Source organism: Nonomuraea sp. B12E4, assembly GCF_039871825.1.
Lineage (GTDB): Bacteria > Actinomycetota > Actinomycetes > Streptosporangiales > Streptosporangiaceae > Nonomuraea.
Map to the genome: position 1 here is coordinate 1 of NZ_JBDPME010000062.1, position 18,882 is coordinate 18,882.

Annotated in this window: 21 protein-coding genes and 1 pseudogene; 9 read left to right on the plus strand and 13 right to left on the minus strand. The window is 67.9% G+C overall.

Annotation, left to right across the window (positions count from 1 at the left end):
• Window positions 1-193 precede the first annotated feature (193 nt).
• The 5 genes from ABGB18_RS48835 to ABGB18_RS48855 form a co-directional block, all read right to left on the minus strand.
• Window positions 194-1,186, minus strand: coding sequence for a tyrosine-type recombinase/integrase (locus ABGB18_RS48835; protein WP_347702570.1), 993 nt, complete (start codon window positions 1,184-1,186; stop codon window positions 194-196).
• 180 nt (window positions 1,187-1,366) lie between these two features.
• Window positions 1,367-1,732 carry a Tn3 family transposase gene (locus ABGB18_RS48840; RefSeq protein ID WP_347702571.1) on the minus strand — a complete coding sequence of 122 codons (366 nt, stop codon included), beginning with the start codon at window positions 1,730-1,732 and terminating at the stop codon, window positions 1,367-1,369.
• Window positions 1,733-2,204: 472 nt separating this feature from the next.
• Entirely contained in the window at window positions 2,205-2,399 is a 195-nt protein-coding gene (locus tag ABGB18_RS48845; RefSeq protein WP_347702588.1) for a (4Fe-4S)-binding protein, read from the minus strand.
• Between the two features lie 10 nt (window positions 2,400-2,409).
• Window positions 2,410-2,958, minus strand: coding sequence for a cytochrome P450 (locus ABGB18_RS48850; RefSeq protein WP_347702589.1), 549 nt, complete (start codon window positions 2,956-2,958; stop codon window positions 2,410-2,412).
• Window positions 2,959-3,300: 342 nt separating this feature from the next.
• A complete protein-coding gene (locus tag ABGB18_RS48855; protein ID WP_347702572.1) occupies window positions 3,301-4,203 on the minus strand; it encodes an RNA polymerase sigma-70 factor in 903 nt (300 codons plus the stop codon).
• 161 nt (window positions 4,204-4,364) lie between these two features.
• On the opposite strand from ABGB18_RS48855, the gene ABGB18_RS48860 reads away from it, so the two are divergent.
• The 5 genes from ABGB18_RS48860 (at window position 4,365) to ABGB18_RS48880 (ending at window position 7,809) form a co-directional block, all read left to right on the plus strand.
• Window positions 4,365-4,745: an SDR family NAD(P)-dependent oxidoreductase gene (locus ABGB18_RS48860; RefSeq protein WP_347702573.1), complete on the plus strand. Its 381-nt coding sequence runs from the start codon at window positions 4,365-4,367 to the stop codon at window positions 4,743-4,745.
• Window positions 4,742-4,867: a hypothetical protein gene (locus ABGB18_RS48865; RefSeq protein WP_347702574.1), complete on the plus strand. Its 126-nt coding sequence runs from the start codon at window positions 4,742-4,744 to the stop codon at window positions 4,865-4,867. The genes ABGB18_RS48860 and ABGB18_RS48865 overlap by 4 nt, the downstream gene beginning before the upstream one ends.
• A gap of 24 nt (window positions 4,868-4,891) precedes the next feature.
• Window positions 4,892-5,743: an SDR family NAD(P)-dependent oxidoreductase gene (locus ABGB18_RS48870; protein ID WP_347702575.1), complete on the plus strand. Its 852-nt coding sequence runs from the start codon at window positions 4,892-4,894 to the stop codon at window positions 5,741-5,743.
• A 495-nt stretch (window positions 5,744-6,238) separates the two neighbouring features.
• The gene (locus ABGB18_RS48875) at window positions 6,239-6,406 is read left to right on the plus strand and encodes a DUF6223 family protein (RefSeq protein ID WP_347702576.1); all 168 of its coding nucleotides are present in this window, start codon (window positions 6,239-6,241) and stop codon (window positions 6,404-6,406) included.
• Window positions 6,407-6,621: 215 nt separating this feature from the next.
• Window positions 6,622-7,809, plus strand: a complete 1,188-nt coding sequence (locus ABGB18_RS48880) for an FAD-dependent oxidoreductase (protein WP_347702577.1) — start codon at window positions 6,622-6,624, stop codon at window positions 7,807-7,809.
• Window positions 7,810-7,948: 139 nt separating this feature from the next.
• On the opposite strand, the gene ABGB18_RS48885 is transcribed toward ABGB18_RS48880, so the two are convergent.
• Complete coding sequence (locus tag ABGB18_RS48885) at window positions 7,949-8,764, minus strand: MOSC N-terminal beta barrel domain-containing protein (protein ID WP_347702578.1); 816 nt, start codon at window positions 8,762-8,764, stop codon at window positions 7,949-7,951.
• A 10-nt stretch (window positions 8,765-8,774) separates the two neighbouring features.
• Window positions 8,775-9,428 (minus strand): DJ-1/PfpI family protein, encoded by a 654-nt coding sequence (locus ABGB18_RS48890; RefSeq protein WP_347702579.1) that lies wholly within the window; start codon window positions 9,426-9,428, stop codon window positions 8,775-8,777.
• A 79-nt stretch (window positions 9,429-9,507) separates the two neighbouring features.
• Between ABGB18_RS48890 and ABGB18_RS48895 the strand changes: the two genes are divergently transcribed.
• Window positions 9,508-10,566, plus strand: a complete 1,059-nt coding sequence (locus tag ABGB18_RS48895; RefSeq protein ID WP_347702580.1) for a helix-turn-helix domain-containing protein — start codon at window positions 9,508-9,510, stop codon at window positions 10,564-10,566.
• Window positions 10,567-10,962: 396 nt separating this feature from the next.
• On the opposite strand, the gene ABGB18_RS48900 is transcribed toward ABGB18_RS48895, so the two are convergent.
• A complete protein-coding gene (locus ABGB18_RS48900) occupies window positions 10,963-11,886 on the minus strand; it encodes a hypothetical protein (RefSeq protein ID WP_347702581.1) in 924 nt (307 codons plus the stop codon).
• Window positions 11,887-13,283: 1,397 nt separating this feature from the next.
• Window positions 13,284-13,853, minus strand: coding sequence for a site-specific integrase (locus ABGB18_RS48905; protein ID WP_347702590.1), 570 nt, complete (start codon window positions 13,851-13,853; stop codon window positions 13,284-13,286).
• Window positions 13,854-13,903: 50 nt separating this feature from the next.
• On the opposite strand from ABGB18_RS48905, the gene ABGB18_RS48910 reads away from it, so the two are divergent.
• Together ABGB18_RS48910 and ABGB18_RS48915 are read left to right on the plus strand one after the other, a co-directional pair.
• Window positions 13,904-14,005 (plus strand): hypothetical protein, encoded by a 102-nt coding sequence (locus tag ABGB18_RS48910; RefSeq protein WP_347702582.1) that lies wholly within the window; start codon window positions 13,904-13,906, stop codon window positions 14,003-14,005.
• Complete coding sequence (locus ABGB18_RS48915; RefSeq protein ID WP_347702583.1) at window positions 14,002-14,238, plus strand: hypothetical protein; 237 nt, start codon at window positions 14,002-14,004, stop codon at window positions 14,236-14,238. Before ABGB18_RS48910 ends, ABGB18_RS48915 begins: the two co-directional genes overlap by 4 nt.
• 158 nt (window positions 14,239-14,396) lie before the next feature.
• On the opposite strand, the gene ABGB18_RS48920 is transcribed toward ABGB18_RS48915, so the two are convergent.
• The 3 genes from ABGB18_RS48920 to ABGB18_RS48930 all read right to left on the minus strand — a co-directional run bounded on the left by ABGB18_RS48920 (window position 14,397) and on the right by ABGB18_RS48930 (window position 16,602).
• A complete protein-coding gene (locus ABGB18_RS48920) occupies window positions 14,397-15,236 on the minus strand; it encodes an ACT domain-containing protein (protein WP_347702584.1) in 840 nt (279 codons plus the stop codon).
• 57 nt (window positions 15,237-15,293) lie between these two features.
• On the minus strand, window positions 15,294-15,593 hold the full coding sequence (locus ABGB18_RS48925) for a hypothetical protein (RefSeq protein ID WP_347702585.1): 300 nt from the start codon (window positions 15,591-15,593) through the stop codon (window positions 15,294-15,296).
• A 592-nt stretch (window positions 15,594-16,185) separates the two neighbouring features.
• Window positions 16,186-16,602 (minus strand): profilin, encoded by a 417-nt coding sequence (locus tag ABGB18_RS48930; protein ID WP_347702586.1) that lies wholly within the window; start codon window positions 16,600-16,602, stop codon window positions 16,186-16,188.
• A 272-nt stretch (window positions 16,603-16,874) separates the two neighbouring features.
• On the opposite strand from ABGB18_RS48930, the pseudogene ABGB18_RS48935 reads away from it, so the two are divergent.
• Window positions 16,875-17,111: pseudogene (locus ABGB18_RS48935) on the plus strand (IS5/IS1182 family transposase); the annotation flags it as partial.
• A gap of 227 nt (window positions 17,112-17,338) precedes the next feature.
• Here ABGB18_RS48935 and ABGB18_RS48940 read toward each other — a convergent pair.
• A complete protein-coding gene (locus ABGB18_RS48940; RefSeq protein WP_347702587.1) occupies window positions 17,339-18,610 on the minus strand; it encodes a hypothetical protein in 1,272 nt (423 codons plus the stop codon).
• Window positions 18,611-18,882 lie beyond the last annotated feature (272 nt).

Sequence of the window (18,882 nt, forward strand, 5' to 3'; positions counted from 1 at the left end):
CCGGTAGCGTCTGATCCTCAGGCGCGAGGCGTGTCCCATGCCAGGCCGGAGAGCAGCAGTGATTACCCCCTGCGCACCTCGCACGCAAACCAATCTGAGATTTCATCAGATGAAATTGCGGCCGGTTCCGAGGTACGGGTAAAACCGGCCATGAGTCGATCTTGACGCCCGTCTCCGCAGGCAGGTAGGGCGGTCAGCGGTCAACCGTGATCAATTTGAGGGCGTCCTCCTTGTCCTTGTCGGAGGGCAAGCTGTATCGGCGGGTGGTCTCCAGGCGGGCGTGGCCAAGGATCTCGGCGACCAGGACCAGGTCGGTCTTGCCGCGGACCAGCGTGGTGGCGAGTGTGTGGCGCAGGACGTGTGCCGTGGTGGGATCGTCCAGCCCGGCTGTCTGGGCGATCTCGGCGATGATGCCGCCGGCGGCGCGGGTGGTCAGCCGTCCGCCCTTGGCGTTGAGGAACAGGGCGCCGTTGTCGCCAGCGTGGGGCCAGTTGGGGCGTTCGTCGAGCCAGAGCTGCAGTTCGGCGCGGAGTTTGGGGTGGATGTCGACCTCCCGGAACTTACCGCCCTTGCCGTACAGGCGCAGCCGGCCCTTGCGGGCCGACATCTGGATGTCGTCGACATCGAGGCGCACGACCTCGCTGATGCGGGCGCCGGCATAGTACGGGATCAGCGCGATGCACCGGCCACGGGGAGACAGATGCGCCTCCACGGCGCGCAGCCAGCGGATTCGGGCGCGCTCCTCCAGGGCACGCGGTGCGTTCCTGGGCAGGTCTTCGCGGGCGACGTCGGCCTTGCCCAAGCCTCGGCGGACGTGGAAGTCGTCCAGCGCGGTGAGGGCGGAGTTGACGTAGACGCGGCTGCGTTTGGCGGGGCCGTCGCGCAGCAGCCACATCCGGTAGTCGCGCACCGCCCAGTCCCGCGCCTGCCGATCGGCGAGAGGGTCGGCGGAATAGGTGGCGGCGTGGTCGGCCAGCCAGGACAGGAACATGCGCACCCGGGAGCGGTAGGTGCGCCGGGTCTCGGCCGACAGCGGCGCACGCTCCAGCGCAGTGGCGTACTCGCCGAGGACCCCGTCGTAGGCGGGCGGCAGCCGGGTGGGGCGGGCGCCTGGACGGCGCCTCGTAATCTCGGAAGCGGATCCGGACGCCTGTGAGGGTTCGAAGCGCGTAATCTCGGAACTCACACCTGGGAGTGTACTTCCGAGATTGAGCTAATCTCGGAAGTCGCTGCTTGGCTGTCGGCGATCGTTTCGATCAGCGTCGGGCAGTGCGAGTGACCTGATCAGGTCGCGTATCTCGGCGCGGTACAGGTCGCCGGGCTGGCGAGCCTGCGGGCCCCATCGACTACGAGCAGCAGACCACCGCTAGAGTGCTGCTCGCCGCATGACAGCCGGTGTCCACGCTTCGGGGTGAGCCCCCGTGCCGTCGGCGGCCACCGCGTTGCCCTCCCCCCACACCTTGGGCAGGTCGAGCCGCAGGTAGGCGTTGACCACGTCGGCGATCGCCTTGTTCAAGCTGGCCAGCGTGACGTGCTTGCGCACGGTGTAGGACAGCTCGTGCGCGCTGATGCGGCCGCCCAGGTGCCGGGCGGCCTGGGCGGCGCCCAGGTTGCAGCCGTAGGCGAAGGCGACCAGCAGGTAGCGCTCCAGCGGGTCGGCCAGCTTGGCCTCCGATCCCGACAGCGGCCCGAAGTGCCGGAACCAGCGCAGATGCCGGGTGGTCCGGGTCAAGATCTCCAGCAGAGAGCGTTCCGGCAGCCGATCTTTGACGGCCGTGGCCAGCTTGAGCGCCTCGGTGCTGTGACCGGCGGACTTACGCGCCTTGAGCGAGGGCCGGCCCTGCTCGTCAATGAGAAGGCCCGCGTTGTCCGGGTAACCGGCGTCACGGCCGCGGCCACATCCTTCATACGGGTCTTCAACTGCATCACGAACTCCGACGCCGTGGCGGGCAGCCCGACCTCGGCGCAGTAGGTGGCCAGGTGCGGCTGGCAGTCCTGCCAGCTCAGCAGCTGGGACTGCCAGTTGGCGTAGGCCTCTGAGCCGACCGCCGCCACATCGCCGCGCACCAGCTCATCCGCCAGGCAGGAGAAGACACAGATTTCGAAGTGGGCAAGCCCGGCCCAACCAGGCAAAGAACACTCTTCATCACTTAAGGTAAGACTTTACACACCTGAGGTTACAGGCTCTCGTCACCACGGCGTGCTTACGTGTGCAGGATAGAGAGGGCCCGGGACGGACACAGGGCGACGGCGCTGCGTACCTGCGCGGCGACCCCCTCACCAAGATGTTCGGTCAGCAGGACCACGATGCCCTCCTCGTCTTGGTCGAAGACGCCCGGCTCGGTCAGGACGCACTGGCCGGAGCCGACGCAGGCCCCGGTGTCGGCTTTGATCCGCATCCCATCCTCCTCACCAGGTGACTGGGAGTTCGTGGGCGCCGTAGATGATGGCGTCGGTCTTGAGTGGCAGTTCCTCGACCGGTACGGCAAGCCGCAACGTGGGGATGCGGCGGAACAGCCTGTCGAAGACGATCTGCAGTTCCATCCGGGCCAGGTTCTGGCCGAGGCACTGGTGCGGGCCGAAGCCGAAGGCGAGGTGGTGGCGAGCCCTCCGCTCGGCATCCAGATCCGCTGGAGTCGTGAACCGGCGTAGGGCACGCCGAGCAGTTCGCAGATCACCAGGGAAGGCACCGGCAGGGACAGGGCTTGCACCAGGTCGACGGGGTGCTGGTCGGCGGCGAGCAGGTCGTCGATGAAGGAATCGACGATCTGTTGGATCCGGGGGCGCAGCGCGGCCAGCCGCTTCACGGTGAACTCGCCCATCACCGAACGCCGGACCGCGGAGTGTTCCGCGCCGTCCATGCCGATCATCAGCTGCGGCATGCTGCGCAGTTGCTGCATGGTCGCCGCATCGACGTTGACCATCGGGAAACCGTTTCTGCGCTTGTCGGAGGAGAATCGCGGGTCGGCGAGGATGGCACGGCCTTCCTCATGCCCGGACACCCACCAAGCCCCACCGCCGCGGGCCAGGCGGACCTTGTTGATCGGCGCCTGCTCTCTCAGGTGCTCGTAGGTGGCGGGCGGTGCGAACGGGCAGCCACGCTCGACCGGCAACTCCGGACCGGCGAGCTCGTCGGTGGTGCTGTTGGTCATCGTGACCTCCTAGTGATCGAGTTGGCTGGGGTTGCGGGCGTTGTTCGGACCGTGAGGTGCGCATCCGCCTCGCCGGAGCGGTGAGGCGGCGAAGGCTGGTGACGAGGTCGTGCTCGAGGCACCCGGGTCGTTGGTCCGCAGCCGGGGGTTATCGCAGGGTGAGCGGGGTCTTGGCTGCGATGTGGGTCAGTTTGTGTGGGTTGCGGACGTAGTAGAGCCCGGTGATGCGGGCCTGCTCGACGCGGAGTGCGATGACGCCGTCGAACTGGCCGTCCACGTGGATCAGGAGCGCTGGGCTGCCGTTGACCACGGTGGGGTCACAGGTGACCGCGATGTCGGTCTTGCTGAGACCGCCGACGATATAGCGGGCCACCTTGTCGGCGCCGGTGATGGGCCGTGGCGCGGCCTGCTTGATGCCGCCGCCGTCACTGATGATCACGACTTCGGGGGCGAGCACGTCGAGCAGGCCCTGCAGGTCCCTGGTCTCGAGCGCGCGTTGGAAGGACTCCACCGCGGCCCGGGCTTGGCTGGGGGCGACCACCTCCCGAGGCCGGCGGGCGTCGACGTGCCGGCGGGCGCGGTGCGCGGTCTGACGTACGGCCGCGGGACTTTTGCCGACCGCGGCCGCGATCTCGTCGTAGCCGAAGTCGAAGGCCTCGCGCAGCACGAAGACGGCGCGTTCTGTCGGCGACAGGGTTTCCAGCACCAGCATGAGCGCCATCGACATGCTCTCGGCGAGCTCGACGTTCTCGGCCACGTCCGGGGCGGTCAGCAGCGGCTCGGGCAGCCAGGGGCCGACGTAGGACTCCTTGCGGCGCTTGATGGCGCGCAGCCGGTCCAGGGCCCGCCGGGTGGTGATCCGGACCAGGTAGGCCCGTTGGTCCTGCACGGAGTCGAAATCGATGCCCGACCAGTTGAGCCAGGTCTCCTGCAGGACGTCTTCGGCGTCGGCGGCCGAGCCGAGCATCTCGTAGGCGACGGTGAACAGCAGGTTGCGATGGACGACGAACACCTCGGTGGCGCGGTCCGCCTGGTTGCCGCCTTCACGCATTGCCTGTCCTCCATGCTGATCTTGACGGTGTCTGCACACAAGTCGCCGAGCCCTGCAGGTTTGTGACAGCCACCGCCGGTGGCCTACATCACACCTCGGCGATGTCACAGGAATCGGGCCGGCGCCGACTCATGGTCGCAGGCACGACGACAGGAAAGAACATGACCTCGGTATTGATCACTGGCGCGAACAAGGGGCTGGGCTACGAGACGGCGCGCAGGCTCGGAGAGCTGGGCTGGAGGGTCTTCCTCGGGTCACGCGACGAGGGCCGGGGACGGGCCGCCGCGCAGAGGCTGGCCGCCGACGGCGTCGACGTCCTCATGGTCCCGTTGGACGTGACGTCGCAGGAGTCGGTGGCCGGGGCTGTGCGGCTGGTACGGGAGCACACCGACCAGCTGGACGTGCTGGTCAACAACGCTGGCACGCCGGGCGGCGGTGTCAACCCGGCGGACGCGACGGCCGGCGACGTCCACGTCGTCTACGACACCAATGTGTACGGGCCCGTCCGGGTCACACAGGCGTTCTTGCCGCCACCGACATGAACCTCCACACCGGCGCGCTGACGGTCACCGAGGGCAGTGACCCGATCATCGAGCTCGCGACGCTCCCACCTGACGGGCCGAGCGGGATCTTCATCGATCGCCTCGGCCCCATCGCCTGGTAACCCATCCCAGAAACGGAGAGACAGATGAGCAAGGTTTGGTTCGTCACCGGTTCCTCGCGCGGCCTCGGCCGTACCTTCGTCGAGGCCGCTCTGGCCCGCGGCGACAAGGTGGCCGCGACCGCCCGCAGCGCCGCAAGCCTTGACGCGCTGGTCGCGGCCTACGGCGACGCGGTGCTCCCGCTCGCGCTGGACGTGACCGACAAGGCCGCCGTCTTCGAGAGCGTCAAACGAGCCGGGGAGCACTTCGGCCGCCTGGACGTCATCGTGAACAACGCCGGCTACGCCCAGATCGGCGCGATCGAGGAACTGACCGAGCAGCAACTGCGCGACCAGATGGAGACCAACCTGTTCGGCGCGGTATGGGTCATCCAGGCCGCCCTGCCGTACCTGCGCGAACAGGGCGCGGGGCACATCATCCAGCTGTCGTCGGCGGCCGGGCTCATCGCCATGCCGCTCGGCGGCGCCTACCACGCCTCCAAGTGGGCCCTGGAAGGCCTGAACGAAACGCTTGCCAAGGAGGTCGCCGACTTCGGCATCAAGGTGACCATCATCGAGCCCGGCGGCTTCGCCACCCGCGACGGCAAGAACCCCGACCCCCTGGCCAACGGCCACATGGCCGAGCCCGACCCGGCCTACGACGGCCTCCGCCAGCGCATCGCCCAGATCGCGGGAAAGCAGCCCGCCGGCGACCCGGCCACCGCCGCACACGCACTCCTCAAACTCGCCGACTCCGACAACCCACCGCTGCGGGTGCTGTTCGGCCAGGGCTTCTACCCGATGATCCAGCAGGCCTACGCAGACCGGCTCAAGACCTGGGACGACTGGCAGCACCTGTCCGCAGAGGCGCACGGCAACCTCGATCAAGCAGATCGGTGACCCTGGCCTGAGCCATTCGCCACCCGAGCCGCTCGCTCCCCCTTCGGCCGGCTTCGGTGGATCGTGAACATCCCCCGCGCTGGATACGAACCTGATCGTCATCGCCAGGCCCGAGGCAACTCGATGGCGCCTTCGGCGGCCTCTATGAGGGCGCGGCCACTGCCGCTGGACAGAACCGAGACAAGCCGATCACCGGGCAGGCGTTCGTCGAGCAGAACGACAACTGGCGCAAGCCCTGCGGGACAGATATCTGACCCGGAACTACCCCACAAGGGCCAGTTACCCCCAAACGCAACATCAGCTCCTTCCCGGGCCTGCCGCGTCGGCGCCTCGACCGGCTCAAGCCGATCCACCGCGCTCGGTGGCAGGCCCGGGGACGATCGAAAAGATCCCCATGTCCGTCCGTCTCCTGCTCGCCGTCCCAGAGGCGATGCAACTCTCCGTCGCCGCCGGTTATGACATCGGCTCCGGACCCACCCTGCCCACCGTGCCGTCGTGGTGGGACTGATCAGCGTGATCATCGGTGGACCGCACGCAGCCAACTCCGCCGGCGGATTCGGCACCGGCAACGGGCTTGCCGGCGCCATCTTTGCCCTGCTGCTCGGCCTGGCCGGCATGGTCCTGGGCGGGCTTGTCCTGTCCCGTTCCCGCCGCACCACCTGACCCGGCCAAGGCTCGGCCGCACTATCGCCCTCGACGCCGGATCCAGTCTCAGCGCTCGGGCGCTGTGGCCCGGCGGCAGCGGGCGTGCGGCACACGGGCAGCCCGGCCATCGAGCCGTTCGCCCACAATCTCGACCCACCGGATGATCAAGACCCCTCCGGCATCCCCACGCACGTTCCGCCCACGGTGGGCAAGCGAACCGACAGGAGCACTATATGAAGCACCGCATCGTCATCCTCGGCGCCGGCTATGCCGGGGCCTACACGGCCGGGAACCTGGCCCGCCGGCTGTCCCCGAAGGACACCGAGATCACCGTGGTCAACGCCGTGCCGGATTTTGTCCAGCGGTTGCGGCTGCACCAACTCGCGGCCGGCCAGGAGATCAAGGCTCCGAAGCTCACCGACGTCTTCGCGGGCACGGGGATACGGCTGCGCCTGGCCCGTGTCACCGCTGTCGACCCCGAGCGCCAGGTCGTCGCCATCGATGACGCCGACGGCGGCGAGCTCGGCTACGACACGCTTATCTACGCGCTCGGCAGCCACGTCGCCGACCACGGCGTCCCCGGTGTGGCCGAGCATGCCTTCAACGTCGCCGGCCGGCCCTCGGCGCTGCGCCTGCGCGAGCGCCTGGACAGGCGGGACGACGGCGGGCGTGTGCTCGTTGCCGGGGACGGGTTGACCGGCATCGAAGCCGCCACCGAGATCGCCGAATCCCGGCCCGGCCTGTCGGTGACGCTCATCGCCCGCCGCGAGCTGGGCGCCCGGCTCTCCGCCGGAGCCCAAAGCCACCTGCGCCAGGCCTGCGACCGGCTGGGCATCACCGTCTTGGAGCACACCAGCGTCCAAGCCGTCGAAGCGGCGCGGGTGTTGTGCGCCGACGGCACCGCACTGGCGTCCGACGCAACCGTGTGGGCGGCCGGGTTCGCGGTCAACCCCATCGCCGCCGCCGGTGGGCTGGAAGTCACCGAAAGCGGGCAGATCGTCGTCGATCGCATCATGCGGTCGGTCTCGCACCCGAACGTCTACGCCCTCGGCGATAGCGCCTACGCCATCGGCGGCAACGGCCGGCCGCTGCCGATGTCCTGCGCCTCGGCCGGCTACACCAGCAAGCAGGCGATCGACGCGATCGTGGGACGCCTGACCGGCCGCGAGATCGCGAGCACCAATCTGGTCTACACGTACAACGCCATCAGCCTTGGGCGGCGGGACGGGATCCTGCAGACGATCGACGACGATGGGCAAGCGAAGCCGAAGCCGATGGGAGGCCGGAAGGCCGTGCGAGTCAAGGAGGGCATCATCAAGATCTCGCTCTGGGCCACCTGGAACCCGACCTATGGTCTGCCCACGCGCAAGCACCGCCTGGCCGCCGCGCCGAATGCGTCCGTCGAGAACGCGGTCGCGTAGCCGCCTAGGGTGATCCGCCTGGACAGCACCGCCACTGATCACTTCGACACCAGCCGGTTCGAGGCCAGCCGAACCGGCTGGCCTCGCTGGTGTCCCGACTGCTGGGCTCCGCCGGACATGACCCAAGATCACGTCGGCGTCAGAGTTTGGGCACCCCCCATGAGGTGACGGTCAGTTCGTCGCCGATCGTGAGTTTGCCTGGGCGTAGCACAGAGAATTTGGCGCCGAATGCGACACCGCCGCCGGGCGCGCGGCGGTAGGCGGCGAGCGTGCGCAACGGCTCAGGCCCGGTCTTGACTCCCTTGTCCTGGTCGACGGTCGTGACCACGCACCGGATCGCGATCTTGGCGTAGCCCAGTTCGGCGTTGCCCGCGGCCACCCGGCGGACGCGGTCCTCTTCGTGTGGCCGTTCCCACCCGTCGATCACGATGTTGGGGCGGAAACGAGACATCGGCAGTGGCACGTCGAGTCTGCGGTTGAGCTCGTCCAGTGAGGCCCGGGAGATCGCGCTCACGGCGGTGCTGTCGGCGTAGCCGGAGGTGCCGGGTGTCAGGCCATCGGTGACGCGGTGGTGGTCGGGTGGCACGCGTACCAGCCTGCTGGGTGAGCCGAGCAGCTCCGACAGCCATTCGGCGGTGTCCTGGCCCTGATCGGCGCCACGATACGGCTTTCCAAACAGCCGCACATCCCGGCGGGTGGCGTCGGCATCGACGTGCAGGAGAAGATCGTCCGTGCCCGGCGCGTGCAGGGTGAGTCGTTCGCCGTCCGCGGTGATGGCGGGTCGTACGAGCGCGAGCCGCGGGTGCGTCCGCTGACTGCGGAAGAAGCCGTCCTCGTCAACGACCATGAATGTCCGGTCGTGGGCGAGCCCGGCGTCCGTCAGCGCCGCCTCGCTCACGGAGACACCGGCGCATCCCTTGACCGGATAGAAGATCAGCTCACTGATGAGGGCCATGACCTCTTCCTCACCCGAGCCGGGATCGGCCGGAGGTCCTGATCGGCGTGCGCGACGGAGACTGCTGCGCCGACTTCCACACAGTGCCGCGGCGCTCGTACTCCAAGAAGTGTTCGACGTCGGCTGCGGCCCGGGCCCCGAGGTGACGCTCGACGAGCCACAACACCAGGTCGAGGCCAGAGGTGACACCACCGGATGTGACAAGATTCCCATCGTCGACGACTCTGGCGTCGATCCACTCGCCACCGGAGGCGACGAGGTCATCGCGGGCCGAGTGGTGGGTGGTGCACGGACGGCCCTCGGTCACTCCCGCGGCGGCGAGCAGCATCGCTCCGCTGCACACCGAGGCGAACGTCAGACCAGGACGTACGGCGTCGCGCAGCGCACCCGGAAGGGTGCCCTGCTGGATCTGCGCCCAGGTTCCCCGCGCCGCCTTGTTGGCGTATCCGCCACCGGGGACGACCACGACGTCGGCGTCCGCCGATGCCAGTGACCGGCCGGCCATCAACTCGGTCCCGTAGCGGGCCGCCACCCGCCCCGGGCGTAGCGCCACCAGGCTTGTTTCGACGTCATGACCCAGCGCGGCCGCACAACCCAGCACCTCGAGCGGAGCGAACACATCCAGCTCCTCGACTCCATCGAACATCACGATCTGCGTGCGCACGGAACCCCTTTCCGATCAGCGATTCACATCTTCAGCCTGGTCATCCGGGGCGTTCGCCAAAAGCGGCAAGAGCGACAAAATGCGTACTATTCTGGCCATGCATGTGGTGTCCGTCCTGGCCCTCGACAAAGTTGTGGCCTTCGACCTGGCGACAGCGTGCCAGGTCTTCGCGACCGCACGCCTGCCCGACGGGCACGGCCCGTACGACGTACGGGTGGTGTGCGCCGTTCCCGGAGCGCGTACGACCGCGAGAGGGATCGACTGCTTCGCATTGCACACGCCCTGGGGCCTGGAAACCCTGATCGAAGCCGACACGATCGTGATCCCCGGCCACGGGAACTGCCTCGAACCCCCGCGCGCCGACGTGGTGGAACTGCTTCGCGACGCCGCGGCACGCGGCACGCGCATCGCCTCCATCTGCACCGGGGCCTTCGTTCTCGGGGCGACCGGGCTACTGAACGGATTGAGGGCTACCACACATTGGAAATACGCCGGCGAGCTGCAGCGCAGGTACCCGGAGATCGCCGTTGACCCGGTCCCCATCTACATCGACAACGGCGACCTGCTCACCTCCGCAGGCATCGCCGCCGGACTCGACCTCTGCATGCATCTCGTACGCCGGGACCATGGGGCCGCCGTCGCCCGAGACACCGCCCGCTACACCGTGACCTCGCCCCGGCGGTACGGCGGGCAGGCGCAGTACACCGCGCACCTGGACCCGGCCGACCGTGGAGGCGACCTGCAGTCCGTCCTCGAATGGCTGCAACGCAACATTGACGCACCGCTCACCCTGCGGGACATCGCCGAACAGGCCGGCTACAGCACGCGAAGCCTCACCCGCCACTTTCAGGCGCAGATGGGCACAACTCCCTTGCAGTGGCTTCTGCGGGCCCGCGTCGACCAGGCGCGGGAACTGCTGGAGACGACCACCCTGCCCGTCGAAATCATCGCCGAACGCACCGGATTCGGCTCCGCGGCCGTGCTCAGAAGGCACTTCACCCGCCACGTCGGCACACCACCACAGAGCTACCGCCACGCCTTCAGAAAGGCCACTACAACCACCGCCATCGTCGCGAGGCACTCCTCCTCCCATAGGATCTGCCGATCTTGGGCATTCAGCCGACGTCGTCCCACGTAATCGAAATCGGGGCGCGCCGCTGCCTAGCGCTCTGACCGGAAGGGTTGGCGCATAGGGCGCCGCGTCACCCGACTACCCAAGGTGCCGGCGTTGATCCCGAACTCCCGGGCCACCGACGCGACCGTGCGATACGCCCTCGGGCGGCATCGCCAGGTCCACCAGATCGCCCTCATCAGGGTCCTCGTCTCCGCGCACCGGACGCCGCGCTGACGCTGGAGGAGATTCGAGTCGCTACCTCGAAGGCTCTGACGGCATCCGCGTCCAGCCCGCGGCCGTCCGCCGGACGAGCATGTCGAGGGCACTCGCGTCCCACCCCGGCGCGTACCCTTCCCGGTCCGCCGTCACCTCTCGCAGCCTGCCAGCCGCCGGTGGGGCCTGTCCACGCCCGGAAAGCGGTCACTCTCCTTCTCGCGGCCACGTCATCCGCGGGATATTGATGGTTTTGGGCAGCTTGGTCGTCTCGACGACGGGGTGCGTGAAGTCGTACTCGACCCTGTGCATGATCCACGTGTCCTCGCCGGTTTCGAGCATCTCCATGTAGGCGGGCAAGCGGGTCTTCGGGTCGACGTAACGGACGATGTCCAACGAGGAGTCGTCGTAGAGGAGCAGCCCGTACGGATGGGTGGTCAGATCGACCTCGGCCCACTTGAGCGCGTCCATGAACATGCCCGCGCCCGCCACGAGCCCGTCGAACCGCAGTGGTACGACCTTGATCTCGAGGCGGACGTACTGCTTGCCGTTCCGGGTGACGACGCTCATCCCGCGTCCCCGGACCAGTCCCTCCCATCCGTTGAGCTTCCCGACGAAGACATCGGCCTCTTCCTTGGTCAGCCCTCCGGTGACGAGACCGTCGTTGAGGTACATCTGGTACAGCCCGCTCGGGCACGTGACATCGACCTGACTCCACCTGACGGTGCTCAGGAACCACTGCTCCGACCTGCCCCGGCACCACATCGAGTCCGACACCTCGCTCTTGCCGGCTTTCACCGTCACATCGGTTTTCTCCATGCGTACCGCACCGGTCTTGTAGTCGATCCCGGAGATCACAGCCTTATGGTCGCCGTCGGGATAGGACTCCTCGCCCTCGTACACCTCCCGCGTCACGTTGACGACCGGCTGGAGCGCCTGCTGCCGCAGCGATTCCAGATAGGCCGCACGGGCGGCGTCGCGCCCTGCGGTCGGGCTCGGGCTCGCGCTCGCGGAAGGTGTGGCAGTGGGCGTGGTCCCGTCGGCCTGCGGGCGCTCATTCCCGGCTTCGCCGCCGCTGCGCTGCAGGTAGACGACGCCTCCGGCGATCACCACCGCGAGGGCGACGACCACGGCCCCGACGATGATCGCCAGCCTGCCCCGCCCGCCCCGAGGGGGACCGGGATACGGCGGCGGGCCTTGGGGCGGGCCGTATCCCCCGTAGGGGGGCAGGCCCGGGGGCGGGCCGTACCCGCCGTGACGCGGGGGGCCTTGGGGCGGCGGATATTGGGGCGGCGGGGCCTGGGGTCCCCATCCGTTCCGGCCGGCCGGCGGCGGGCCGTACCCGCCGGGAAAGCGCGGATCATGGGGCGGTGGCGGCACGGGCCTTGGCGACAAAAGGGCTCACATCTCCTTAACGGGAACGATGCGGCGGTAGCCTACGCGATCCCGTGATCGCCGCCCGTCCCGCCCCGTGCGTTCGACGTACTCAGGAGAAGGACCAAGAAGGTTAGGTACGGGTACTCACGCGCCCCCGGGCGCCGGACTCTTGGAGCCAACCCACGACGGCACGGCTCCTGATGGCCTGTGCACCGTCGTGAACGGCGGCATCGACCACGGCATGACGCAGGCCATTTCCGTGCTGGAAGGCGTGAAACCGCGCTACCGTACCCACCTGATAGTGCACACGGCCAGGCGAGTAATCGCCGCGGTGCCGCCCAGCCACCACGACGCCGCCGCCACCGTCAGCCCATCGGTGCGATGGCCCGCCGCGAACCCAGGGCATGGCGCCATCTGCCATGCCCCGGACATCTTGGGATGTCCTTCTCGCCACATTCCGTGCCGCCGGTGCTCTGCGATGGGCGACAACCGAGACGGCGCGATACCTGCGCGTTGAAGCCACTGCCTCGCAAGCTGCTCTGGCCGCCGCGAATTGACTCAGGTACGCGATGCAGCTGAATGAGTTCTCACATCGTGAGACCGAGGGCGATCAGCGGGTGCATGAAGTCGTCGCGGGCCCAACGGGTGCCTTCGGCGATATTGGTGTGGTTGAGCAGGCGTAGCGCGCCGATCGCGTAGCTGCGCATGGTGGCCAGGATGGACGGGGCGGAGGCGGCAGCGGTCCTCGCCCAGGACCACGTCTCGGACGTAATGGTCCAAGGCCGTTGATCTCGGGATTGCCCTGATCAGGTGGCCGTTTGGTGATAAATGTCCGCCATATGTCCGGCTGCTGTCCTGGTCCCGCAATCTTCGGCGATGGAGGGTGAAATGCAGTGCCACACCGCTAGTCCCCTGGCGTTCAAACACACAACAAGTGAGGTATTGAGCCATGTCACGGATACTTCGAAAGATCACATTCGCCACCGTCGGCATAGCGGCATGCATCTTCGCCGGATCAGTCATTTCAGCACCTGCGCAAGCAACCGCGGCGGACTGTCTCGCCTACATTGGCGGCCCCAGCGCCTCGGATCAGGGCGTCATCGACACATGCAGATGGGCCCAGGCCAACGCGGGACGTGCTGGGTGGCTCGTCACGTGCGCCCTCCGCATCCAAGACGAGATTCCGTTCTACCCCTGGGCGGAGGCCCAGGAGGCCTGCAGGCGGGCAGCCTGGTAACTTCAAGGACCTGTCGTCCCGGCGATGACGATCGTTCGGGACGACCCTGCTGCAGGGGGACTTCGGCTTCGCCGAGGTGGGTGGCGGCGCTGTGGCGCAGCTGGTGCAGGTCGAGTCCGGCGTAGATGTCGGGCAGGACGCGGGCGCGGTCGTAGCCGAGGTGTGCGCGGCCGGTGTGCGGGCAGATGTTGCCGGCGGCCGGGCGCCGAGCTGGGACAGGGCGCCGTTCGGACAGGAACAGCGGGCCACGGGTGCGTGAGCTGCCGTCCGGCAGTCGGAGTAGACGGGGCAGCAGGTGGGCGGTGCCGCTGTCCCAGAACACCCATTCGGTGGCGCCGCCCTTGGAGCGGACGGGGGCGCGGCGGTGCTCCAGGTCGAGGTCTTCGACGTTGAGGGCGAGGATCTCGGCGGCGCGGGCGGCGGTCTCGTAGAGCATCCGCCAAAGGGTTTTCTCCCGGAGCGCGATGTCGCGGCGGGACAGCAGGCGAACGCGCCGACGTCGACCGGAAGACGATCAACCGCATCGAGAACGGTATGTACAGCCCATACCTGGACAAGGTGTTCCAGATCGCCGACGCGCTGAGCGTCGCCGCCAGGGACCTGTTCGAGTGGGATAGCGCCTCACGCTCCCGATGAACGCCGCGGCGCATGTCACCGCGCCCCACCCTGAGATTGGCGCTCGGGAGTACGGTCTCTATCCGTGGGGGCGCGGCAACACCTACGACGCCCACGGCCAGCAGGAAACCAGCACCGACCCCGAGGGCGGTGCCGTCCGGCCGCGCTTGAGGGACAGGGCCGCGAACCTCGCGCTTATGGCTGCCCGGTTCAGCACCGCGCCTCACATGCCAGACAAGATCATCTCGCTCTGACCTGCGAGAAGGGGCCCAGAACCCAAGATGACGATCGAACGCCGCGCCCACCCCCAACCCGATCAGCGCCGCAGCCGCCATGGACAGCCCGGCGACCACCACCGAGGCGAGCGCCCAAGGATCACCGCGAGGGATCACGCGGGTCGGTGCCGGCGGTCTCACGCCGGGCTGGTGTAGCGGGCCTGGCGGGCCGCGGCGGTCAGTGCCGCCGCCCTGGCTGCCTCGGTCGGTGTGAAGGGCAGCTCGGGCCGTCTGATCAGCAGGGCGCGGTCGGGGTTCACGGAGATCACCATGGTGGTGTTGAGCTCGGCGCCTTCGTCCACGGTGTCGCCGGGTCGCCGCCACTCGACCTGCGGTGCCCGCAGCAGTTCCGCCATCGCCTTGGGCAGCCGATCGGGGTCGGCGCCGACCCGTTGCGCCAGCACGAACGCCTGGACGCCTGGGTCGGTGAGGTCCTTGACCTGTGCGGGCACGATTACGACGCCTTGCCCGCCCGCTTCGGTCAGCGCCCCGGCCAGCGCGTCGAGCGTCAGATCGGGCGGCGCCTCGATGATGAACTCGTCGAGCGCGTCGCATCCGGCGGGTGTGATGGCGCTGCTGCCGGTCGGGGCGATGTGCAGAGTCAGTATGTTGCATCCCAGGCGGCCGAAGGCGCCCGCCACGGTGGCGAGCTGGCCGGGCCGTTCCACCACCCGCATGCGGATGCGCCACAACGCCATGGGTGATCCCGCGCCGCCGTCGACCGGGAGCGCGGCCGCCCTCCTGGCCGGACGGCGGCCCATCCGCTTGTGGATCGCGGTTCCGACGATCAACGCCGCCCCCAGCCCGACCAGTACGACGGGGCCCGGATCCGCGTGCCCGAGCAGTGTCGCGAGCAGGTGCGCCAGGCCGACCGCGAGGAACAGTGCGGCGAGTTCGGCGAGCTCTCGCCGCCACGAGTGCGCCTGCTGATTGCCGCGTCCGGAACGTGGGTGAATCACCTTGGGAGCATTGCTCATGGCCCCAGTGTGTCCGCGGGTTGTTACCTGATCACTGGCGGCGAGGTTGCGGCGGCATTAAGCTGCGTTCACCGCATGACCCGCAGATGGCCTGGCTTTGCACCAGACCCGCTCGACCTCCATGAGCAGCGCCGACATGGGCCCGCGCCAGCCGGCCGAGTCGGCGCTGCGGCCGGTCAGGGTCAGCTCAGCTTCGGCGGTGATCAGGCGGGGCCGGCTCATCACCGTCCCCTCAGCGATGAGCTGCCTGTGCACCGGGATCGGTTCGGGGTCGTCCAGCAGCCGGTGCCGGGCTTCGGCGCGCCATTGCCGCTCCACCAGATCGGCCAGCACCTGCGCGGCAGCGTCGCCATCCACGCGCGCATCAGCCTCAGTGTTGACAGCGCCGGCCGGGGCAGCCGCAAGCGTGGAATGCCGAGCCCAGGCCGCTACTGCGCCTGCCAGCATGGCCCGGCCAGCGTCACGGCGACGACATCGGCGAGGTTGACGTCGGCTCCTGGTGTCTGCGCCTGCCATACCGCGCCCACCGCTGCGCCCACCGCTGCGCCCACCGCTGCGCCCACCGTCCCTTTGGCCAACACCGCGACGAGGAACCGCGCCTGTTCACGCCGATATCGTCATCGCTGACAGGGCATTTTGACAGCGGTTTCATGTAGATCATGGCGGTCGGTCGTTGTCGCGTGAGGCTGTCATGCCCACTGACAGCTCTCAGCGCCGGTTGAGACCACTCCGACATAACCACCTCCGTCACCGCCGCCGGTCACCATGGTGAAGTCGGAGACCGCTAGACCCAGCTCGGCGAAGCTCATCTCTGTGCTCGTGCGGGCGCCGAACCCGGCGCAGCACCTCGGCCGGGTCGAGCCCGCGCAGCAAGGTCACGCATTAGATCTCGCCGGGTAGGTTGCCCCGATCGCCGTACGGCCATGGCCACAGGGGCCCACTCTGGCGATCAGTACCCGGAGTTGATCAGTTCGTCGGCGAGAGACTCGACGACAGGGATCGATTCCAGCATCTGGACCGGGGCGTCGTATTCCGCGACGATGATGCACTGCTTCGTCTGCACCACGATCGCACCGGCGTGTCTGGGATCATTGCCGAGGGAGTGACCGGACCTGAGGAAGATGGAACGCTCGTCGTTCTCGACGGTGACGAACCTGTTGCCGGCCAGCTGGAGGCCGCCAACCCGGTCGTCCCCGCCGCTGAATGTGGCCCTGCACTCTTTGACGACCCGACTCCGCTCAGCGGCACTGAGCTCGTACTTCTCGGACGCTGCCAAGATTTCGCCGTCCAACCCGAGGATTGCCGCCCTGTTGACCTTACCGGAGCCGAGCAGATTGTCGTCCACATAGCGCTGCCACTCGCCCATGCAAACCCCTCCTGTCGCAGCCCCGCCCGTGCGAGGCGATCCAGTACTTATCATCGCCTAGAAGGGCGAATGCGTGATCAAGGGGCGGCGCCGGGCTGGTCTGGCAGGACGTGCGCGAACAGCGCGGCCTGGCCTGGGTCGGTGCGGGCGTGATCGCGCTCGGGCTATAGGGTCCGGCCCACATGAGCCCGAAACCCACATTCGATCTTGTTGAGGTCTGCGTTCCCACCACCACGATGAGCGACGGCGACCCTGGCGAGGATGGGGACGGCCGACGGTGGCGCCGACGCCGGCGCCGGTTCCGGCTGAAGGTGGCCGAGCTGGGCCGCTCGCGGGGCGGGCTGACCAGCAAGGTACACCTGCCGGCCGATCGCCGCTGCCGTCCGCTGTCCTTCGTCCTGACTCCCGGCCAGGCCGGAGACAGCCCGCAGCTTCGCGCCGTGCTGGAGCGTATCAAGATCCGCCTGCCGGTCGGCCGTCCGCGCACCAGGCCGGGTGCGGTGGCCGCGGAAGTAGGCCGCCCTCCCGCGCACCATCCGGTTCAGATTGAAGATCAGCCCATGTCTGCCGTGCCCCGGCGCCACTTCCCGTCCTCGCGCTTCATCCGAAATCCGACAGATATGCCTCTGGCCTGCATAGACAGACAGGGCTCCAGTCCGGCCTATCAGGCTTAACCTCTGCATAAGCGTAGGTAAGAGGCATATCCGTTGGATCCTGCGCCAGTCCGGAACCCTACCTAGTTACGAATCCTGCCGTTGACCGTGAGGTCGCCATCTACGCATAGGCCGTTGTAGCCGTATGTGGTGATCTTCTCGGTGCCGTGATCGGAGACGTTGAAGTCGCCCTCTACTGACAGGCCGGATTTGCCGACCGTGGTGATCTTCTCGGTGCCGCCGTAGGAGACGCTGAAGTCCTGGTTTGCGGATAGTCGTCCGTTGACGTCGCAGTCGCCGTTCGCCGTGAGTCTGCCGCGGACGGTGACGGCGCCGTCCAGCGTAGCTTCCTCGTATACCTCAAGCCTTCCGTTGAGTTTGGTGTCGCCGTTGGCGACAAGACGCTCGGAAGTGAGGCCCCCCGTGATGTTACAGTCGCGGTCGATCTGGCAGTGCTGCGTTACCGTCACAGAGCCGGCCTTCAACAAGTCCGCGGTGAGGCTGTTCGATACGGAGAGGTCGTCCTGCGCGGTCAGCTTCCCGTTGACGCCGAGCGGTCCCTTGACGGTGAGCTCGCTGAGGGTCGGGTTGTTGATGGTGATGGTGATGGTGGCGTACTGGTAGCTCGTCTCGAAGCCGCCGGTGTCGGACGCCCTGAGGGTGAAGGTGGTGTCGCTGAAGATCTTGTCCGCCGGGACGGTCCAGGAAGTCTCGCGGCCTTCGTGGAGAACCGTGCCGTCGCCGTCGTACAGGTGGAAGAAGTCGCCGTTGCTCTCCCAGGAGAGGGAGACCTCGTCGCCGGCGTTGAACTTGGTCTTGGGGATGGTCGGCTCGTCTGGGGCGCCGGCCAGGAAGTTGTGCAGGTAGAAGGCGGGTTTCGCGGTGTCCCAGGTCAGGTCCTGAGGTGTCTTGGGTGTGTATTTGCCGCTGGTCGTGCCGGAGGTTTCGGTGGTCGGGCAGGTGAGTGTGCTGCCGGGGGTGGCGGCGAGGTTGCCGGTGATGCTGATTGTCAGCGGTTTGTCGATGAGGTCAAAGCCGGGTATGGGCGGGGCCTGGAAGATGACGTGGTAGTAGTTCGTGGCCGGTTCGAGGCCGAGCTCCTGCCCGATCTTCATCTGGGCGGACGCGGTGCCCCATTTGCCGGTGATCGAGGACTGCGGGTTCTCGGTGAAGTACGCGCCTCCGTCGTCGGGTGCGCTGATCGGGACGGCGATTTCGAGCTTCTTGCAGTAGATCTTCTGGCCAGCCGGGCTGGAGACGGTGATGTCGATGGTGTTGGCGACGGGTTTGTCGGGGGTGCCCGCCTGGAGGGGGGCGGTGCTGGTGCTGTAGTGCAGTAGGGGGGTATCAGACATGCGGGGAAGGCTCCTTGCGGTTGAGGGATCGGGTGCGGGCTACTGCTCTGGTTCGGTGAGCAGGCGGAGCAGGCCGTCTTGGAGGGTGGCAGGGCTGTCGGGGAATTGGGCGTCCGGCAATGCCGGGGCCGGCTCATACGGCATCCCCTTCCGCGTCAGAGTCAATGAACCAGTCCCGGTCCGAAACACCCATCAACCGCGGGTAGTTTGATCACTCCGTGGAAGAGGTTGGAGCAGGTGGCAGGACCACAGCAGGACCCCAAGCAGTCCCC